The sequence below is a fragment of the Pseudalkalibacillus salsuginis genome, assembly GCF_021646685.1.
In the GTDB taxonomy this organism is placed as follows: domain Bacteria; phylum Bacillota; class Bacilli; order Bacillales; family Fictibacillaceae; genus Pseudalkalibacillus; species Pseudalkalibacillus salsuginis.
Window position 1 is genome coordinate 892,272 of record NZ_JAKJHW010000001.1, and the last position, 15,805, is coordinate 908,076.

Sequence of the window (15,805 nt, forward strand, 5' to 3'; positions counted from 1 at the left end):
CTTACGGAAGCAACGAAGTCATTTCGCCATAGGTTTCTGGTCTTCGGTCACGGTAGAATTGCCATACATCTCTGACTTCACGGATCATTTTCTTATTCATTTCGCCGATGATCACTTCATCTTGATCACGGCTGCCTATGGCTACAAAGTTTCCTCGAGGGTCCACAAGGTAAGATTGGCCGTAAAATTCACCCATGTTCCAAGGTCCTTCTGTTCCCACCCGGTTGATCGCTCCCAGATAGTAGCCATTCGCCACAGCATGTGCAGGCTGCTCCAATTTCCATAGGTATTCTGAAAGTCCGGCTACCGTTGCGGAAGGATTGAATACGATTTCCGCCCCCCTCAGACCTAGTAATCTAGCCCCTTCTGGGAAGTGACGGTCATAACAGATATAAACACCTACCTTCGCAAAGGCTGTATCAAATACGGGATATCCTAAGTTTCCAGGCTTGAAATAATACTTCTCCCAAAAACCACACCCTTCATCGCCAACCTTTACATGAGGAATATGCTGTTTACGGTATTTCCCAAGATAGGAACCATCCGCATCAATCACAGCTGCAGTATTATAATAGGTTGCAATCCCTTCCCGTTCATAGATTGGCAGAATGATGACGACACCGAGCTCACGAGCTAGAGCCTGAAATTGCGCAGTGGTAGGTCCATTCGGGATCTCCTCAGCGGAGTCATACCATTTCGAATTTTGTTCAGCACAAAAATAAGGTCCATAGAATATTTCCTGTAAACAAATAATCTGCGCACCCTTCTCTGCTGCTTCTTTTACAAGCTTTACATGCTTTTCAATTGATTTTTCCTTATGGACAGCTACCTGTTCGTTCCCATCCACTTCATGAATGGCTTGGATCAAGCCAATTTTAACTAGATCAGACATTCCACATTTCCTCCTTCAATACTCTTAATCTTGTATGTAGCAAATCGAGTCGTAACATGATGATGGATATCTGTCTGAATTATTTGAATCTTAAGTTTATATTACGGTGTCGAAAGAAGGTTTGCATTTTACAAAACGTCAAAACATCGGTTTTCAATTTTGTCCAAAGTGTAAAAATCGGGTAAAAATCATGGGGTCATTAATAACAATCAGCTGGCGAAACACTGTCTCTATCCACTTATCTTTGAGGGATCACGAGGAAATTAGATGAATCATTAACATTGCGAAAATTTCTCCCCTCCTTTTCGTCTTTTAATGAAACAAGCTGTTTAGATAAAAAACATATCATAGGTTTGAGAAGAAGATTGTAGAATGAGAGTGGAAAATATATATTTTTTTGTCGTTTTTCCAATTTTCTTAAAATATACGATGAATTACTTTACTTTATGTTAAAGTTTAGATGATAAATGTCCAATATACCATTCGCAAGGAAGGCATTTTTTACGCTCAATTTTAAAGAAAAGGTGTTGCTTGATGAATTTGCTGATGGTCGCAATTGTGTTCCTTGGCGGAGTTGCAGTCGCAATCCAAGCTGGTGTAAATGGAGGGCTTGGAAAACAAGTCGGAGTCATAGAAGGGGCTTTCCTCTCTTTTCTTATTGGTACAGTCGCCCTGTTCCTCATCATGATCTTTTTCGGAAACGGTAATATCCTGCAAGCAACGGCTGTTCCGAGATGGCAACTGCTCGGAGGAATACTCGGTGCATTTTATGTATTTGCTATGGTCCTGGCAGTTCCTAAGATCGGTGTGGCCGCTTCACTGATTTCTCTCATTGCCGCCCAGCTCATTACCAGTTCTGTCATCGATCATTTCGGCTGGCTTGGTATGAAACAGATTCCGATTGATGGTAAACGGATTCTCGGGTTTTGTTTCCTGGTTGCAGCGCTGTATTTGTTTACAAGAAAATAAGTGTATGGACGGAAGAAGCTTGAAACGTATTTGAAAAACCGGTTTAAACGATATTATAAACGGGTAATGATTAAAGTCCGGCATCTATCCCAGTGTCGGACTACACAGGATTCCCCTGCTTTCTATTACATAATGGATTGCGGGGGAATATTTTTTTGCCTTCCATTCCTCCTTTCCACTTTTTCACCCCAAAAGCGAAACAGCATTTGTAACCGGATCGATCTTATAATAAAAGATTTAATAGCTTTTAAAACTTTTCCTATGTTACAAAGGTATTACATATGAGAAAGAAAAAAGGGGAGATCCCAGTTGGATAAACAAACGATAAAAAAGATAAAAAAAGGCGACAAAAAAGCATTCCGAGCCTTATATGACGAGTATTATCAAGCTGCAATGAGAGCGTCGATCTCAATGTTGAAAAACGAATCTGACGCATCGGATGCAGTTCAAGAAACATTCATCCGCGTATATAAAGGCATTCATACTTATGATGATTCTAAACCTTTCAAACCCTGGTTCTACCGCATTCTGACAAACGAAGTCAGGCGATTGGTAAGTAAACGCAAGCCTGAAACCGATATTGATCAGGTTCCGCAAAGCGCCTTTCAGGATAAGTCGACTCACCCTGCAGCTGATAACGAAATACTCGATGAGGCAATGGAGAGATTGAAGGAGGACCACCGTGAAGCACTCGTACTGAAGTATGTAGAAGGTTTGAGCGAAAAGGAAATGTCATCTGTCCTCGAAATCAGTGTCGGTGCAGTAAAATCGAGACTGTTTAAGGCACGAAAGCTGCTGAGAGAAGAATTAAGGGGAGATTACCATGGACAAGAACAATTTTGATGATATGTTGGGGGCTAAATTGAAGCAAGAGTATGAAGTAAAAGAACAACAAAAGGAAAAAACATGGAAGGCGATTGAAGACGAGTTGGATTTCATCCAACCAAAAAAGAAAAAATCGAAATGGATCGGCTTTGCGGCCACTGTAGCTGCGGCTGTAATACTCGTCATCGGCCTTATGAATACAACACCAGGATACGCCCTCGTCGATAAAGTGAAAGAATGGTTTGCACCTGAAAAAGAGGTTGAAATCCCGATTGAGGGCACCGAAGAGGAAGGCACCTCATACTTGAACGATCAAACTGAACATGGATATGTGATATATGTAGATGAAGAACGCTATAAGCTGGAAGAACATGAGGGTTATGATATTATCACCACAATAGAACCTCTACCAGTACAATATCCTGAAGTATTCATGAAAATCATCAGGAAAAAGGACCAGTCAGTTGATGAGACGGTCAGTCAATTGGAAGCAGAACACGGTTTTACTTTTGAGCAGACCAACTATCCAATCAACGCCAAGACAGCACGTACTTTAGACGGTAACAATTGGGATAGCCTGATCAATCGTTACTATGTCATTCCTGATGAAGACGGCGGATCCTATATCTTCCACCAACGTTTCTTCTTAGAAGCTGAAGAAGGTCACGGAGTAAGGCTGGATGCCATGATGAAAGACTTTGAAATCGTAGAGGAAAAAGGATGAGTGACTCAATTTTGTTAAATCATTCAACATCAGCCGCTTCTACCTAATCTAAAAATGTATGGAATAACCCATGGAGAATTTTCGTTTTCTCCGTGGGTTATTTTATCAGAATTAGAGTGTTTTTTTCACATCACTCATCTATATTCTTCCATATGTTTTTCACTATACTACTTTCGTGTTATAGCAGTAGTACGATATACGTGATTATCGGAGATGGACTAGAAACTTTCATTTTTTTAGAATATTATGATTATTAACAAAAATGAATGGGTACTCATTCATTTTATGGAAGCGTTTACTATACTTTTGGAGGTATCGGGATGAATAGTTTCAAATTACTTTCTGCTGAATTTTCAAAGATTGCTGCCAACAAGGGAATCTTAGTCTCTGTAATCGCTGCTCTGTTGGTTCCTGTCGTTTATGGCGGGATCCTTCTGTCCGCAACTTGGGGGCCTTATGATAACCTTGATAACTTGCCAGTGGCCGTCGTCAATAATGATCAGGGTGCGATTTCTGAAAATGAACCTATCAACGTAGGAAACGAATTAGTAGCGAATATGAAGGAAGGAAAAAACCTGGGCTGGGAATTTGTGAATTCAACCGATGCAATGAGGGGGCTTCAAAAGAATGAATATTACATGGCGATCATTATCCCTGAGGACTTTTCCCAACGTGTCACCACTGTAATGGAGCCCGATCCGAAGAAGCTTGAACTTGAATACATTCAGAATGAAGGGATGAACTTCCTCGCCTCAAAAGTTACAGAAACAGCCACACAGCGTATCCGGGAGCAACTTGCAGATACGATTACGCAAAATTACACCTCGAAAGTTTTTACAAGCTTAGAAGACGTTTCTGACGGCTTCGGAAAGGCAGCTGACGGCTCTGCCCGGTTATCCGATGGAACAACCCAGCTGCATAACGGGACAGAAAAGCTTTTAAACTCTGTTACATCGAAACAATCAGATATTACCAAACTAGCAAATGGTACACAAGAATTAAAGGACGGGACAAGCCTCCTATTAAGTAAATTGGAAGAAAAATCTGGGGACATCAACAAGCTCGCGGACGGTTCCCGGGAATTGCACGATGGTACCGTAAAGCTTAAAGATGGAACTGGACAGATCTTAGTCGGCTTGCAAAAGGCTGAAACTGGTAGTGCAGATCTTAAGAATGGTGTAGCGAATAATCTGGCCCCCGGAGCAAGAGGGGTTGCTGATGGTACGGTCCGTCTTAAGGATGGATCTGCTAAATTGGCAGATGGTGCCAATCGATTGCTCGCAGGCTTGAAGGAATTCCGAGAGGCGAACCCATCCACCACATTGCCGCCATATAAGGACCCTTACCAACAAATCATCGACGGGGCTCAGAATTTAGCAAATGGTTTGAACAGTTTATCAACGAAATCAGTCGCTTTAAGTAAAGGTGCAGTAAAAGTTTCAGATGGAATCGATAATAAAATTGTACCTGGTACAGCCCAACTCCATGATGGATTGAATCAACTCGTAGCTGGACAAAAGAAAGTGGATTCTGGTGCCGCTCAATTGGAAGATGGAGCGAGCAGACTGGCTAATGGGAATGCTCAAGTGGAAAATGGCTGGCAAGAACTCATTACTGGTGTTTCAAAACTTGATTCAGGTGCTGGACGAATCGCCAAAGGAAATGCGGCTGTTGATGAGGGATGGAAAAAATTATCGACCGGGGCATCTAAGTTGGAAGATGGAGCAGGAAGAGTGAACGATGGAAGTGAAGAACTTGCTACAGGTTTGAAGGAAGGTGCTGATAAAACGAGCGGTCTGAATACTGGAGAAAAAAACATTGGTATGTTCTCCTCACCGGTCGAACTTGCAAGTGATACGGTCAACGACTATGAATATTACCGTGACTCGACTGCACCATATATCCTGACGCTCGGTTTATTTGTCGGAATCCTGATCATGTCCCTGTTCATTAATTTCAAAAGACCAGCTCATGTTTCAAGTATTAGCTGGTTTACAGTCAAGTTCATGAATCTTGCATTATTGTCGCTTATCCAAGCCGCTTTATTGCTGATGACCGTGTTTTTCATACTAAAATTGAATGTAACCAATCCACTTGGACTGATTTTGTTCACGATTGTCGTAAGCATTGTTTTTTCGGCCATCGTACTATTCCTGGCATCGCTTGGCGGTAACATCGGACGTTTTATTGCCCTAGCCCTCGTAATTTTACAATTATCCATAACAGGAGCGAATTTACCAATCGAAATGCTCCCAGAGAATCTGAGAACATTAAGCGAATATTTACCGTTCACCTACTCGATTGCGGGCTTCAAATCAGTCATCACGTTAGGTGACTTTGGAGCAGCATTGGCAAACATGAGCATACTTTTAGCTTATCTTGTCCTCTTTGCCCTGCTATCTCTGACCGTGTTCCTCTTTATGAAAAAACCGAAACAGCATGATGTTGAAGCTGCAATGTGAAATGTCAAGGGACAGATCCCTACCAAGGTTCTGTCCCTTTTCTATGAAATCAGAGAAAAATAAAAATGAAGAGCTGGTACTTTGGATCACGAAAGAACTAGGCTGGGTGTCCGGAAGAAAAGCACCCGCTTTGGAAGATCGAACCCCTGCTCATCGATATCAAATACGCAATTTTTTCAAAAGTGAGAGATTCACTATTGCTTTGCTTTTTTACTTATTTTTAATAAAGAGCCTGTTAAGTATATGATTTTATTAAAAATTTCTCTTCGTTTGTCTTCTGGAAGATCTTTTTGGAATTCCTTGATCAAGCCTCTTATCTCTCTTATTAAATCTGCCTCTCTATCCATTACTCCTCCTATCTTTTATACTCCATCAAAGTATCTCTCATATTATCGTCAAAAATTTTTAAACAAACTGAGAAGTTAGCCCTATTTGTATTAGGGGAAAATGGTCATTTAACCCAGTATAAAAGCAAATACATTTAAAAAGAAAAAAGTGCCGATTTAAGGCACTTTAGGAATCATTTACTTCATAATAACTTGTATTTATACGTCATTTGGAGGTGAGTCTTTGATGATTCCGTCGTGTGCCAGCAGGTCTACAGAGTCTTTGATGATCCCGTCATGTGCAAGCTTCGCAGGTGAGTCTTTGATGATTCCATCATGTGCCAGCAGGTCTACAGAGTCTTTGATAATCCCATCATGTGCAAGCTTCGCAGGTGAGTCTTTGATGATTCCATCATGTGCCAGCAGGTCTACAGAGTCTTTGATAATCCCGTCATGTGCAAGCTTCGCAGGTGAGTCTTTGATGATTCCATCGTGTGTTAGCAGGTCTACAGAGTCTTTGATAATCCCGTCATGTGCAAGCTTTGCAGGTGAATCTTTGATGATCCCATCATGTGCTTCACTTGTGCTGAGGAACATTGGCAAAATAACGACAGACAGTGACAACATCAACAAGACAACCACTTTCTTCATCCAAAAAATCCTCCTTAGCTTAATTTGTTTTTGGCGTGGATGACCAGTTTGTAATACTTCATGGCCTCTTTGATGTTTCTCTCTTGTTCATAATATTTCGCCAATTCATGACTGAATTCCTCTAAATTTCCCCAATATTTTTTGTCGAGATACGAAGAAATTTCTTCCCTTAGGACACACATGTAATCCTGCAGGTTTAATGTATGTTTTGCTTTTAGGATATTCAACTTCCCAAGATATTCAGAATCCTTGGTGTGTCCGCAAATATCATAGCATCGGTTTACCCAGTACATTGCATTTTCATTTTGTTGAAGTCTGAAATACTCGTTTGCCATTATGTACATGGTTTTTACTTGGTATTGATATTCATCATTTTCCACCATCCATGTAAGGCTTTTTTCAAGATACTCGATTGCTTTAGTCGATTCCCCCTTTCTTGAGTACATCCAACCAAGGTTTTGCAAGGACACAGATTCAGTTTCTAAACATTTTACAAGTTGAGCATACTTTATTGCCTTATTCAAATAATATTCTGCGCGATCATAGTTCCCAAGGAGGATATGATTGGTTCCTAGTAGATTTTTACAATCGGCGGTGCGTAAATGATAATGTTCGTCTGTTTGAAAAATTTCTATAGCCTTGAATGTATGTTGGATCGAATTTAGAATATCAAGGTGCTGAGAGTAAACGGATGCTAATTTATAGTGGAATTCTGCCGTCTCAATGGGGTCGGGAATAGAGGTCAGCCTTTTTTCAGCATAATGGAAGTGGGTCAGTGCGTCTTCATACTTCTTTTGTCTGTATAGATAGATACCTTTAAAAAATTGATAGTAATACTCAAGCATATCATCCATCTCATTTTTGTCTTGATTAATTTCAAGCATGAGTAGATCTGCATCCTCTATTGTTTTGGAATGGATCAGATTGTACCGGAAAGTTAAGAGTGAATAATAGAGAAGCAGATTCTGATTTTCCTCCATATGGTTTATCTTCTCATCGATCTCTTCCTTTAATTTCAAAGCTTTTTCGACATTACGATCACGAATCATTACGTACCAGGAATTCAAAAGGTTAGTCATCTCACTTGAACTTACCATGACTTTCATTTTAATTATTCATCTCCTTTAAATAATACGAATGACGTCTATTTACACAGTTTTTCGACTTTCTTCAATAAAAACCTTTCTATTATCAATAGATAGTCCATTTACACTATGAATGAAGAAAAGTGGCAAAAAAGCACTACATTAGGGAAATTGAATATTTGGCGAACGTTGAAAAAAGACCCTTACTTTAAGTATCGCCTTGAATTTTGCTTAAATTGGGGTCAATTTTATAATAATTTTTTTCAGTACAATCCAGATAGCGAGTAGGACGACGACTAATCCTTTTTTCGTAATATATCAAAGTATGTTCGCTACGCTAAAACCTATTATTTTCTGCTATCTCACCTATGCAATACACCATCCTTACACCTCACTTTTATGCTTACTTCTTCCCTTCGAACAATAAACTTCTTTGTCTGCTTGCATAAAAAACCATACCACTTAGCGTTAACTCTAAGTCAAGCGTAGAAAACTGTTGTAGTAATATGAATATAATCTGTACCAACAAAAAAAGCCCTTCATATCAAGGACTTGTTGTAATCTGTTATGGTGGAGCATAGCGGGCTCGAACCGCTGACCTCTTCGCTGCCAGAGATGGACATATCTTTTGATTATAACAGAATCGGTTTGAAAACGTTGATTTTATAGACTTTAAATTAAAGAGCTTTTGATAATGTAGGATTGGATTGGGGACGACAAGGTTAAGTTAGTCCCCAATTGGTTCCCAATTCTGAATCAATTTTAGTGAAATTAGAACGAATATTATAGGTAAATGGCAAGAATATTCTTTCTTATTTAACACTTTTAGTTTAACTGTTCTTTAAGCACTTCCTTTAATAATTCAATTGAGCTTTCCTCTGTTTGATCGTTTGTTCCAAGTTCACCGCAGTAAGCTTTAGACAAAACAGAGCTTTTAATATAATCACACTTCTCAAAAACATTTATGGTTTCTTCACTTTTAAGTTCTCTATCTAATAATTTTTTCACGATTTGCTTAATTATATTTTGTTCTTGTAATGGTGGCAATGGGACTTTCAATCCCTCTATTCTAAATAGAGCCAATTTAGGTTGACTAGTTGAGACAACGGCTTTTTTAATTTGGTCCTGGACAATGCGACTATTTAACAAATACAATAAAAAATGCTTGTCAGTTCCATCAATATCGGTTATTTTTGCAGCATTTTCAGTTAGATTGGCACCACTAATTTCTTTAGGAATATCACCAATCTTTCCAATAGTTCCTGCAATAGAAATATATAAATCATCGGAAGTAATGATATATCTGGATATTTTACTTGCTGTTTCTTCAGTTATATACTTTATACCTGAAATATCTACCGAATAATCCCTAAAGTCTGTAACACGAACATAAGGATTAGAGGTTTGATGATCAACAAGGTTATGACCTTTAGGTAATCTTTTCCCCCCTTTAATTGAGGCAATTTCACCTAGGCATACCCACTTCCAACCTTTCGGTAACACAAAAGGTTCATCGATTACTGGCTCTAATTTTTTTCCTTTTTTCTTTTTGCCATCAGTTTTACTTTGTTTTTCTTTAACTTTTTTTAATAAAGTAGTTGCAGTCTCTTCATTAGGATTTTCTTCTCTCCACCATGCAGTCAACTCCCCCCGATAAGCTTTATCCAGAATAGCTGCTCGACGAAGTTCAAACGTTTCCTTTGCTTCATCAATCAACTGCTTTGCTTCATCAATTTTATTTATAAGGCGTTCAACTTTATCAGCAATTCGTATTTGTTCATTTAAGGGAGCTAAAGGTATTTTTATGTTTTTACACCGTGAGCCAGAAATTTCTTTAAAAGTACTTCCACTTGCCATCGATTCAAGATACGCTTTTGAATTTTTTAAATACCAATATAAATACCGGGGGTATATTGCATTCGTTGGTAAGAAACTTTTAAATCCTTGATTTGTTGATAACTCTTTCGCAGCTATAACAACATAACCTATTGGTGCCCTAGACGATAACAAAACAGTATTAATTTGTAAAAGTTTTGCAGAACTCTTTTCGAGCCCTAATTTAGTGATATTCCTTTTGCCTCTTTCTATAAACATATTTTTATATCCAGATAAATCAGCGGGTGTAATCCAAGGAACAGTTCCATTTTCATAATATTCAATTACTTTTGATTTTGGGGTCCCTCCGCCAACCACATTTGTTAAAGAACCTAAATTAGTCCAAATCCAATTTTTTGGCACATTATAAGGTTGTTCTTCTTCAGGAATAACTGCTTCCTCTAATAATTCCTCAATTGAATTTTGCTTTTTTACTTTCTTAGTCATTGCCACCCACCTCAACAGTTTCAGCAACCTTATCAATGCTATAGGTGGTATTCTCATAGCTGATTCCATTTTCTACTTTTCTCAACTCTATTGCTACTTCACTCAATAACTCAACAGCTTGTTCTAGTTTTGCTATTGCTTCTTCGGCAGAATCAATTGGATCAGGAAGATTTTCATATACAGATAGTGAATCATCTGCAACCAAACCAATATCTAAGCTGTTATCTTTTTTCTTAATTTCCTCACGCGTAAATACATTAAAGCGTTCATCTTTTATGTTCGCTCGGTCCTCTGCTTTATAAGCTTTTACAAATCCTTTAAAGTGCTTTTCGGTTAATCGATTTCTTTTACCAAAGCTCGGCATGTTTGTTCGTAAATCGTATACCCACACATTTTTCGTGCTGTTCTTGTCACTTGTTTCTCGGGTAAAAAATAAAACATTCGTCTTTACACCTTGTGCATAGAAAATACCTGTTGGTAAACGTAATATCGTATGTAAATTACATTTGTCCATTAGGTCTTCACGGATTTTTGTACCTATCCCACTTTCAAAAAGCACGTTATCAGGTAAGACAACTGCAGCACGTGCTTTACCATCTGGTTTCAATGCACGGTAGATATGCTGAAGGAAGTTTAACTGCTTGTTAGTTGTTGCAAACGTCAAGTCGTCACGTGTCGGACGTTCTCCTCCTTGCTTCGTCCCAAATGGAGGATTGGTCATAATTACATCAAAGTTCTTAAGGTCTTTTCCAAGCTCTGATAAAGTGTCCCCAATTATAATCTCACCCTGGATGTCATGAAGCATTGCATTCATCAAAGCTAAACGATGTGTGTCTTTTACAAGCTCCACACCAGTAAATGCTTTATATTTTTGAAATTCCGATTCTTTTTCTCCTAGATCGAAATAGTCATCTGTTTGCTCACGGACGTGGCGGTCAGCTGCAATCATAAAACCAAATGTACCAGCTGCTGGGTCATTGCATCGTTCACTAGGTTTTGGATCGGTTAATTTTACAATAACATCGATTAAGGTACGAGGAGTAAAATACTGTCCCGCTCCGGATTTCGTTTCACTCGCATTCTTTTCGAGTAAGCCCTCGTATAAGTCACCAAGTCCTTCTTCTTTCGCACTGTACCAATCCAGCTCATCAATGGAGCGGATGATTTTTTCCAGGTTTTTCGGTTCATCAATATTTGTTTTTGCGTTTGTATAAATCTGACTTAAAATAGTATTGCTTTCCTGACCAAGGTCAATAAGCAATTTTTGATAATGGGTTTTTAACTTAAGCCCATGAAGTTTCGTTAGTGAATCCCAACGATATTCTTCTGGTATGGATTCCTCATTGTCTGTTTCTTTCATCATCTTTAAAAATAAAAGATAAGTTAACTCTGTAACGTATTGATGATAGGTGATCCCATCATCCCGTAAAACATTACATAAATTCCATAGCTTCTGTACAATCTGTTGGTTGCCCATTCTTATGCTTGCTCCTTTTCATCCTTAACATATAATGCATAGTTGATTTTACTAACGATATCGTCCAGTTGTCCACCAAATATTTTGTTTAGTTGTTTATACCCACCACGACTCTTGAATGGTTCTACATTAAATGCCTTTTCTGGATCAGGGTCCAATACCGATTCTTTCAGCAATTGTTTTTCGATTCGTTCCAACCAGGCCTTCTGGACTTTTGGCCAGGGTTTCATTGAATAGATTTTTTTCATAGCCTTTTTAATCCGCTCTTCATGGTCGATCAAAGGATCACCAAGTGCTTGTTGGCGGATGAAGCTGATGATGTCAGCTGCTATATCTTCATTTTTCGCATCTCTCCATGCGGTCTGGAGGCTTTTTTCGGTAAATCCTTTTTGGTCTAATGCGATTCTTAATTCTCTTAATTGTTCTCTTGTCAATTCTTTCGGACGTGTACAGACAACCTGGAGTGCAGGAATCAGGTTCATATTTTCTTTTATGAACTGATCGAAGCTTTGCAAATAATCCTCCGGCTTTTCTGCGTTACCATAACCGCGGGTAACTTCTTTAACCTCATCCTCATGAGTTGAGATGTACTGGAGGACAGGTCTTCCTCTATTCTCATCTAGATATTGGAGAATGTTTTGATTGGTAGTCAGTTTATCAACTACTTCTTCTGGTTTTGATTGTTTTATCCATTCAACAAACTCATTGATTGTTTTACCGCCTGATAGTACCTTGAAATCTTCATGGTCTTTGTCAGTCCAGCGTTGTTTTTTACGTTGGACTTTCGCAATAAGTTCTTCCTTGTGCTGTGTTTTTTGTTCTGTGTTTTGAATCTGCTCCAGTTCCTCTACTAATTGATGAACGGTTACTTTTGGTCTTTTTACAACAGGTTTCATTTTTGAATATGGTTCTAATGATTCGTAGAGTCCCACAGCATCATAGATAGAGAAATGATCTTTTCCAATAACATCGGACCTTCGGGTTGCGCGTCCAAGCATTTGTTCATATAAAATACGAGAGCGCACACGTCTTAAGAAAACAAGGTTAGAGATGGTCGGAACATCAATGCCAGTCGTCAACAAATCAACTGTAACTACGATATTCGGTAGCCGCTCATTTTTAAAAAGGCGGATTGCCTGCGATGGGTCCTTTATTGAACCAGTGATTTTCATTACAGTATTATCATTGATTGGACCATGAATTTCTTCTAATTCTTTTTTAAAAATACGAACAACCATATCTGCATGATCATCTGTTGCAGCAAATATCAATGTTTTACCCGCACTGGCAGGATCAATGTAATTTGCCAATTCAGATAAGATTGCTTTGTTGAAGTTTTCAGTGATAACCATCTTATTAAACTGGGTTACTTCAATGTTGACCTCATCTTCCAGTAACTCTGTTTCAATTTCACCAGTACGAGTGTTGTAGACTTGTACAGTTTCACCAGCAGACCACTGGATTCCATGTTTCTTTAAGGTTGTTTCGAATTGGTAAGGTGGCTCATGGTCAATTAAATAGCCATCTACTACCGCTTCACGGTAAGAATAATTAAAGACAGGCTTTCCGAAAATTTCAGCAGTGTGTAAAGCAGGTGTAGCTGTCAGTCCAATACGAACTGCATCAAAGTAATCCAGTACTTGACGATATTTACTTACATAATCGGCATGATCACGGAAAAGCTCTTCAACATCCGACATTTCCTTATCGAGCGTATATCCCCGGTGTGCTTCATCCACTATAATGCAATCATACTGATCTACTGTTGGGGGTTCTTGCTCTGTGTCTGTATCTGAATAAAAGAGCCTTTTTAACATACCTTGAACTGTAGCGATGTGCACCTTAGTTTCAGGATTGGGCTTTACATCTTGTAATGTCTGAAGTTCGAAGATTTCTGTAAACGAATGATAGCTTTCCAACTTTGAATCTTTGAACGCCGCCTCAGCCTGTTCTCCTAGAGCAGTTCTGTCAACTAAAAAGAGGATCCGGTTAAACCGATTATGTTTAATAAGACGATAGATCAGTCCAATCGCCATTCTTGTTTTACCTGTGCCAGTGGCCATTGCAATCAATATCTCTCTTTGTTCTCTTTCAAGAGTATTCTCAACAGCCTTAATTGCCTCTTCTTGATAGGGACGTAAATTTAGATAATCCAATGTTTCATCTTGAAGCTTTTTGTTTGCTTGATCGATGTCTTTCTTTAGTAATTCTTTTATCCCTTGCGGTGAATACCAAGCTTTCAAGGGACGGGGATGATTTGTTGGTTTTCTGGCATCTAAAAACCATATCCCAGATTTCTCTTCAAATTGCTTTACATATGGACGACCATTTGTCGCAAACAAAAAAGGGACAAAGTAATCGCCATATGGAGTTTGGATTTCTTCTTCATCATGTTTTACTACCAATCTAGCATAACCTTTTGCTTGCTCTATGTCAGAAATGATGTTTTTACTAGCCCGTTTCGCTTCAATGATTCCTACAAATTCTAGACCAATAAACAAAGCATAGTCAGCATATCCCTTTTTTAAAGGCCATTCTGCTATCGCAAGGTCCTTTCCTTTTTTAGGTCGAACTCCTTTACCGTATCTAAGTTTTTCAGTATCCGCTTCCCATCCTGCTTTTCTTAGTTGTTCATCAATAAGGATGCGGGTCTCTTCTTCTGTCAGCTTAAAACGGCTACCTAAAGATTTCGCGCCTTTTTTACGCTGTAATTTATCAGTAGATGAAACATATGCCTGTTCCTGTCTTAATTTTTCAAGTTGACTTTCAAGTTGTGCAACTTTGTCTTCATATGACCTAGATAACTTCTTAAGTTCTTCTTCATCTATTGTTTGCTTTTGGACGGGTTCTTGGAACTCTGGTTCCTTAAAGTCCCAATCTCCATATACCTGCATCAACCAGACAGATAACCGAAAGGCCATATGTAATAAAGCGTGGGCTTCCTGTTCCGTCCCATATCCAGCTTCATGGACTGCCTTATTTCCTTTCCTTCGTATCGTATCCAGCATGGTATATAATTCTTCGGTTATTAGATCATCTCTTCTAAGTACACTTAAACGATCAACCTGGTTTGTATCATATGTTTCCTTTATTTCCTCATAAGCTAAGACGTATTTGGTCAATGTCTCAGCAAAGAGTCGAAGTTTTATTAAAGTAGTGTTGGGATCAATATATAAATTTCGTTCAGCAGTTTCGCCTAAATTGGTTAATAGACTCCAATGGTCATCAAGAAAGTAAAAGTTACTGTCTTTCAACAAGCTCACCCCCATAAAAGAGAACCTAACTTTTATTTACAATTCCATTGTAACAAACTTTAGAGCCTACTTAACTCCATCTTAAAAATTATTCCATAAAAAAACTGGTACTATTATAAGTACCAGCTTCCTTTATAACATATTGGTCGATTTTGGTAGTGTTTTAGTTCGCTTTCCAACGTTCCACCGTAGTCATATTCAACATATCATCAAGACTTTCGTCTGTACCTTTCTCCCTTTGGAAAACAGGTTCTACTTCCTCCTGTTTAAGAGTGTGCATATATTTCAGGAATATCTCACATAATTTTTCTGTTGGAACGTTAGAAAAATCACGTTGACTAAGCTCCTCTTGCAACTTTTTTGTCTGCTCTCCGATAGTTTCAATCCGATTCTTCTTTGCAATAAAGTATTGCTCTTGTAAAGCCTCCATTTCCATGGTTTTCAGATTGGCCACTTCATACTCAAACTCTTTAGACCAATCGATCAGGGTAGATTTAGCAACATTCAATTGCTTTGCAATCTTATCAAAGCTGATCCCAGCAGCTCTCAATTCAATGAATTTTTGCTTAGTTTTATTGTCTTTCATATAATCATCCTTCTTAGATATCATAATCACCAACAAACTCTTTTTACCCACATTACCCACGATTCGATGCAATTACTTAGAATACTTGGTTTTGCTATGTGGTCCCCCTTGTTAGTACATATTCCACATTACCCACATTTAAATGACCATAAAGCTTTTGTTAATGTGGGTAATTGTGGGTTGTGTGTTTAGGATTGACCCACAATAGCTACCTTTAACTGTCAGGTTTTAT

General features: G+C 38.6%; 12 protein-coding genes. 4 read left to right on the forward strand and 8 right to left on the reverse strand.

The window, feature by feature from the left end:
- Nucleotide 1: 1 nt before the first annotated feature.
- Nucleotides 2–892 carry a nitrilase-related carbon-nitrogen hydrolase gene (locus tag L1611_RS04500; protein ID WP_236311886.1) on the reverse strand — a complete coding sequence of 297 codons (891 nt, stop codon included), beginning with the start codon at nucleotides 890–892 and terminating at the stop codon, nucleotides 2–4.
- Between the two features lie 534 nt (nucleotides 893–1,426).
- Between L1611_RS04500 and L1611_RS04505 the strand changes: the two genes are divergently transcribed.
- From L1611_RS04505 to L1611_RS04520, 4 genes are all read left to right on the forward strand, one after another.
- On the forward strand, nucleotides 1,427–1,861 hold the full coding sequence (locus L1611_RS04505) for a DMT family transporter (protein WP_236311887.1): 435 nt from the start codon (nucleotides 1,427–1,429) through the stop codon (nucleotides 1,859–1,861).
- A 309-nt stretch (nucleotides 1,862–2,170) separates the two neighbouring features.
- Nucleotides 2,171–2,704 carry an RNA polymerase sigma factor gene (locus tag L1611_RS04510; RefSeq protein ID WP_236311888.1) on the forward strand — a complete coding sequence of 178 codons (534 nt, stop codon included), beginning with the start codon at nucleotides 2,171–2,173 and terminating at the stop codon, nucleotides 2,702–2,704.
- Nucleotides 2,685–3,410: a hypothetical protein gene (locus L1611_RS04515; protein WP_236311889.1), complete on the forward strand. Its 726-nt coding sequence runs from the start codon at nucleotides 2,685–2,687 to the stop codon at nucleotides 3,408–3,410. The genes L1611_RS04510 and L1611_RS04515 overlap by 20 nt, the downstream gene beginning before the upstream one ends.
- A gap of 320 nt (nucleotides 3,411–3,730) precedes the next feature.
- Nucleotides 3,731–5,872 (forward strand): YhgE/Pip domain-containing protein, encoded by a 2,142-nt coding sequence (locus tag L1611_RS04520; protein WP_236311890.1) that lies wholly within the window; start codon nucleotides 3,731–3,733, stop codon nucleotides 5,870–5,872.
- Nucleotides 5,873–6,066: 194 nt separating this feature from the next.
- On the opposite strand, the gene L1611_RS04525 is transcribed toward L1611_RS04520, so the two are convergent.
- The 7 genes from L1611_RS04525 to L1611_RS04555 form a co-directional block, all read right to left on the reverse strand.
- Nucleotides 6,067–6,219: a hypothetical protein gene (locus L1611_RS04525; protein WP_236311891.1), complete on the reverse strand. Its 153-nt coding sequence runs from the start codon at nucleotides 6,217–6,219 to the stop codon at nucleotides 6,067–6,069.
- Nucleotides 6,220–6,417: 198 nt separating this feature from the next.
- Nucleotides 6,418–6,849: a hypothetical protein gene (locus L1611_RS04530; protein ID WP_236311892.1), complete on the reverse strand. Its 432-nt coding sequence runs from the start codon at nucleotides 6,847–6,849 to the stop codon at nucleotides 6,418–6,420.
- 14 nt (nucleotides 6,850–6,863) lie between these two features.
- Entirely contained in the window at nucleotides 6,864–7,955 is a 1,092-nt protein-coding gene (locus L1611_RS04535) for a response regulator aspartate phosphatase (RefSeq protein WP_236311893.1), read from the reverse strand.
- Between the two features lie 804 nt (nucleotides 7,956–8,759).
- On the reverse strand, nucleotides 8,760–10,256 hold the full coding sequence (locus L1611_RS04540) for a restriction endonuclease subunit S (protein ID WP_236311894.1): 1,497 nt from the start codon (nucleotides 10,254–10,256) through the stop codon (nucleotides 8,760–8,762).
- Nucleotides 10,249–11,733: a class I SAM-dependent DNA methyltransferase gene (locus L1611_RS04545; RefSeq protein WP_236311895.1), complete on the reverse strand. Its 1,485-nt coding sequence runs from the start codon at nucleotides 11,731–11,733 to the stop codon at nucleotides 10,249–10,251. The genes L1611_RS04540 and L1611_RS04545 overlap by 8 nt, the downstream gene beginning before the upstream one ends.
- Before the next feature lie 2 nt (nucleotides 11,734–11,735).
- Entirely contained in the window at nucleotides 11,736–14,987 is a 3,252-nt protein-coding gene (hsdR, locus tag L1611_RS04550) for a type I restriction-modification system endonuclease (RefSeq protein WP_407681692.1), read from the reverse strand.
- A gap of 163 nt (nucleotides 14,988–15,150) precedes the next feature.
- Nucleotides 15,151–15,573 (reverse strand): helix-turn-helix domain-containing protein, encoded by a 423-nt coding sequence (locus L1611_RS04555; protein ID WP_236311897.1) that lies wholly within the window; start codon nucleotides 15,571–15,573, stop codon nucleotides 15,151–15,153.
- Between the last annotated feature and the right edge of the window lie 232 nt (nucleotides 15,574–15,805).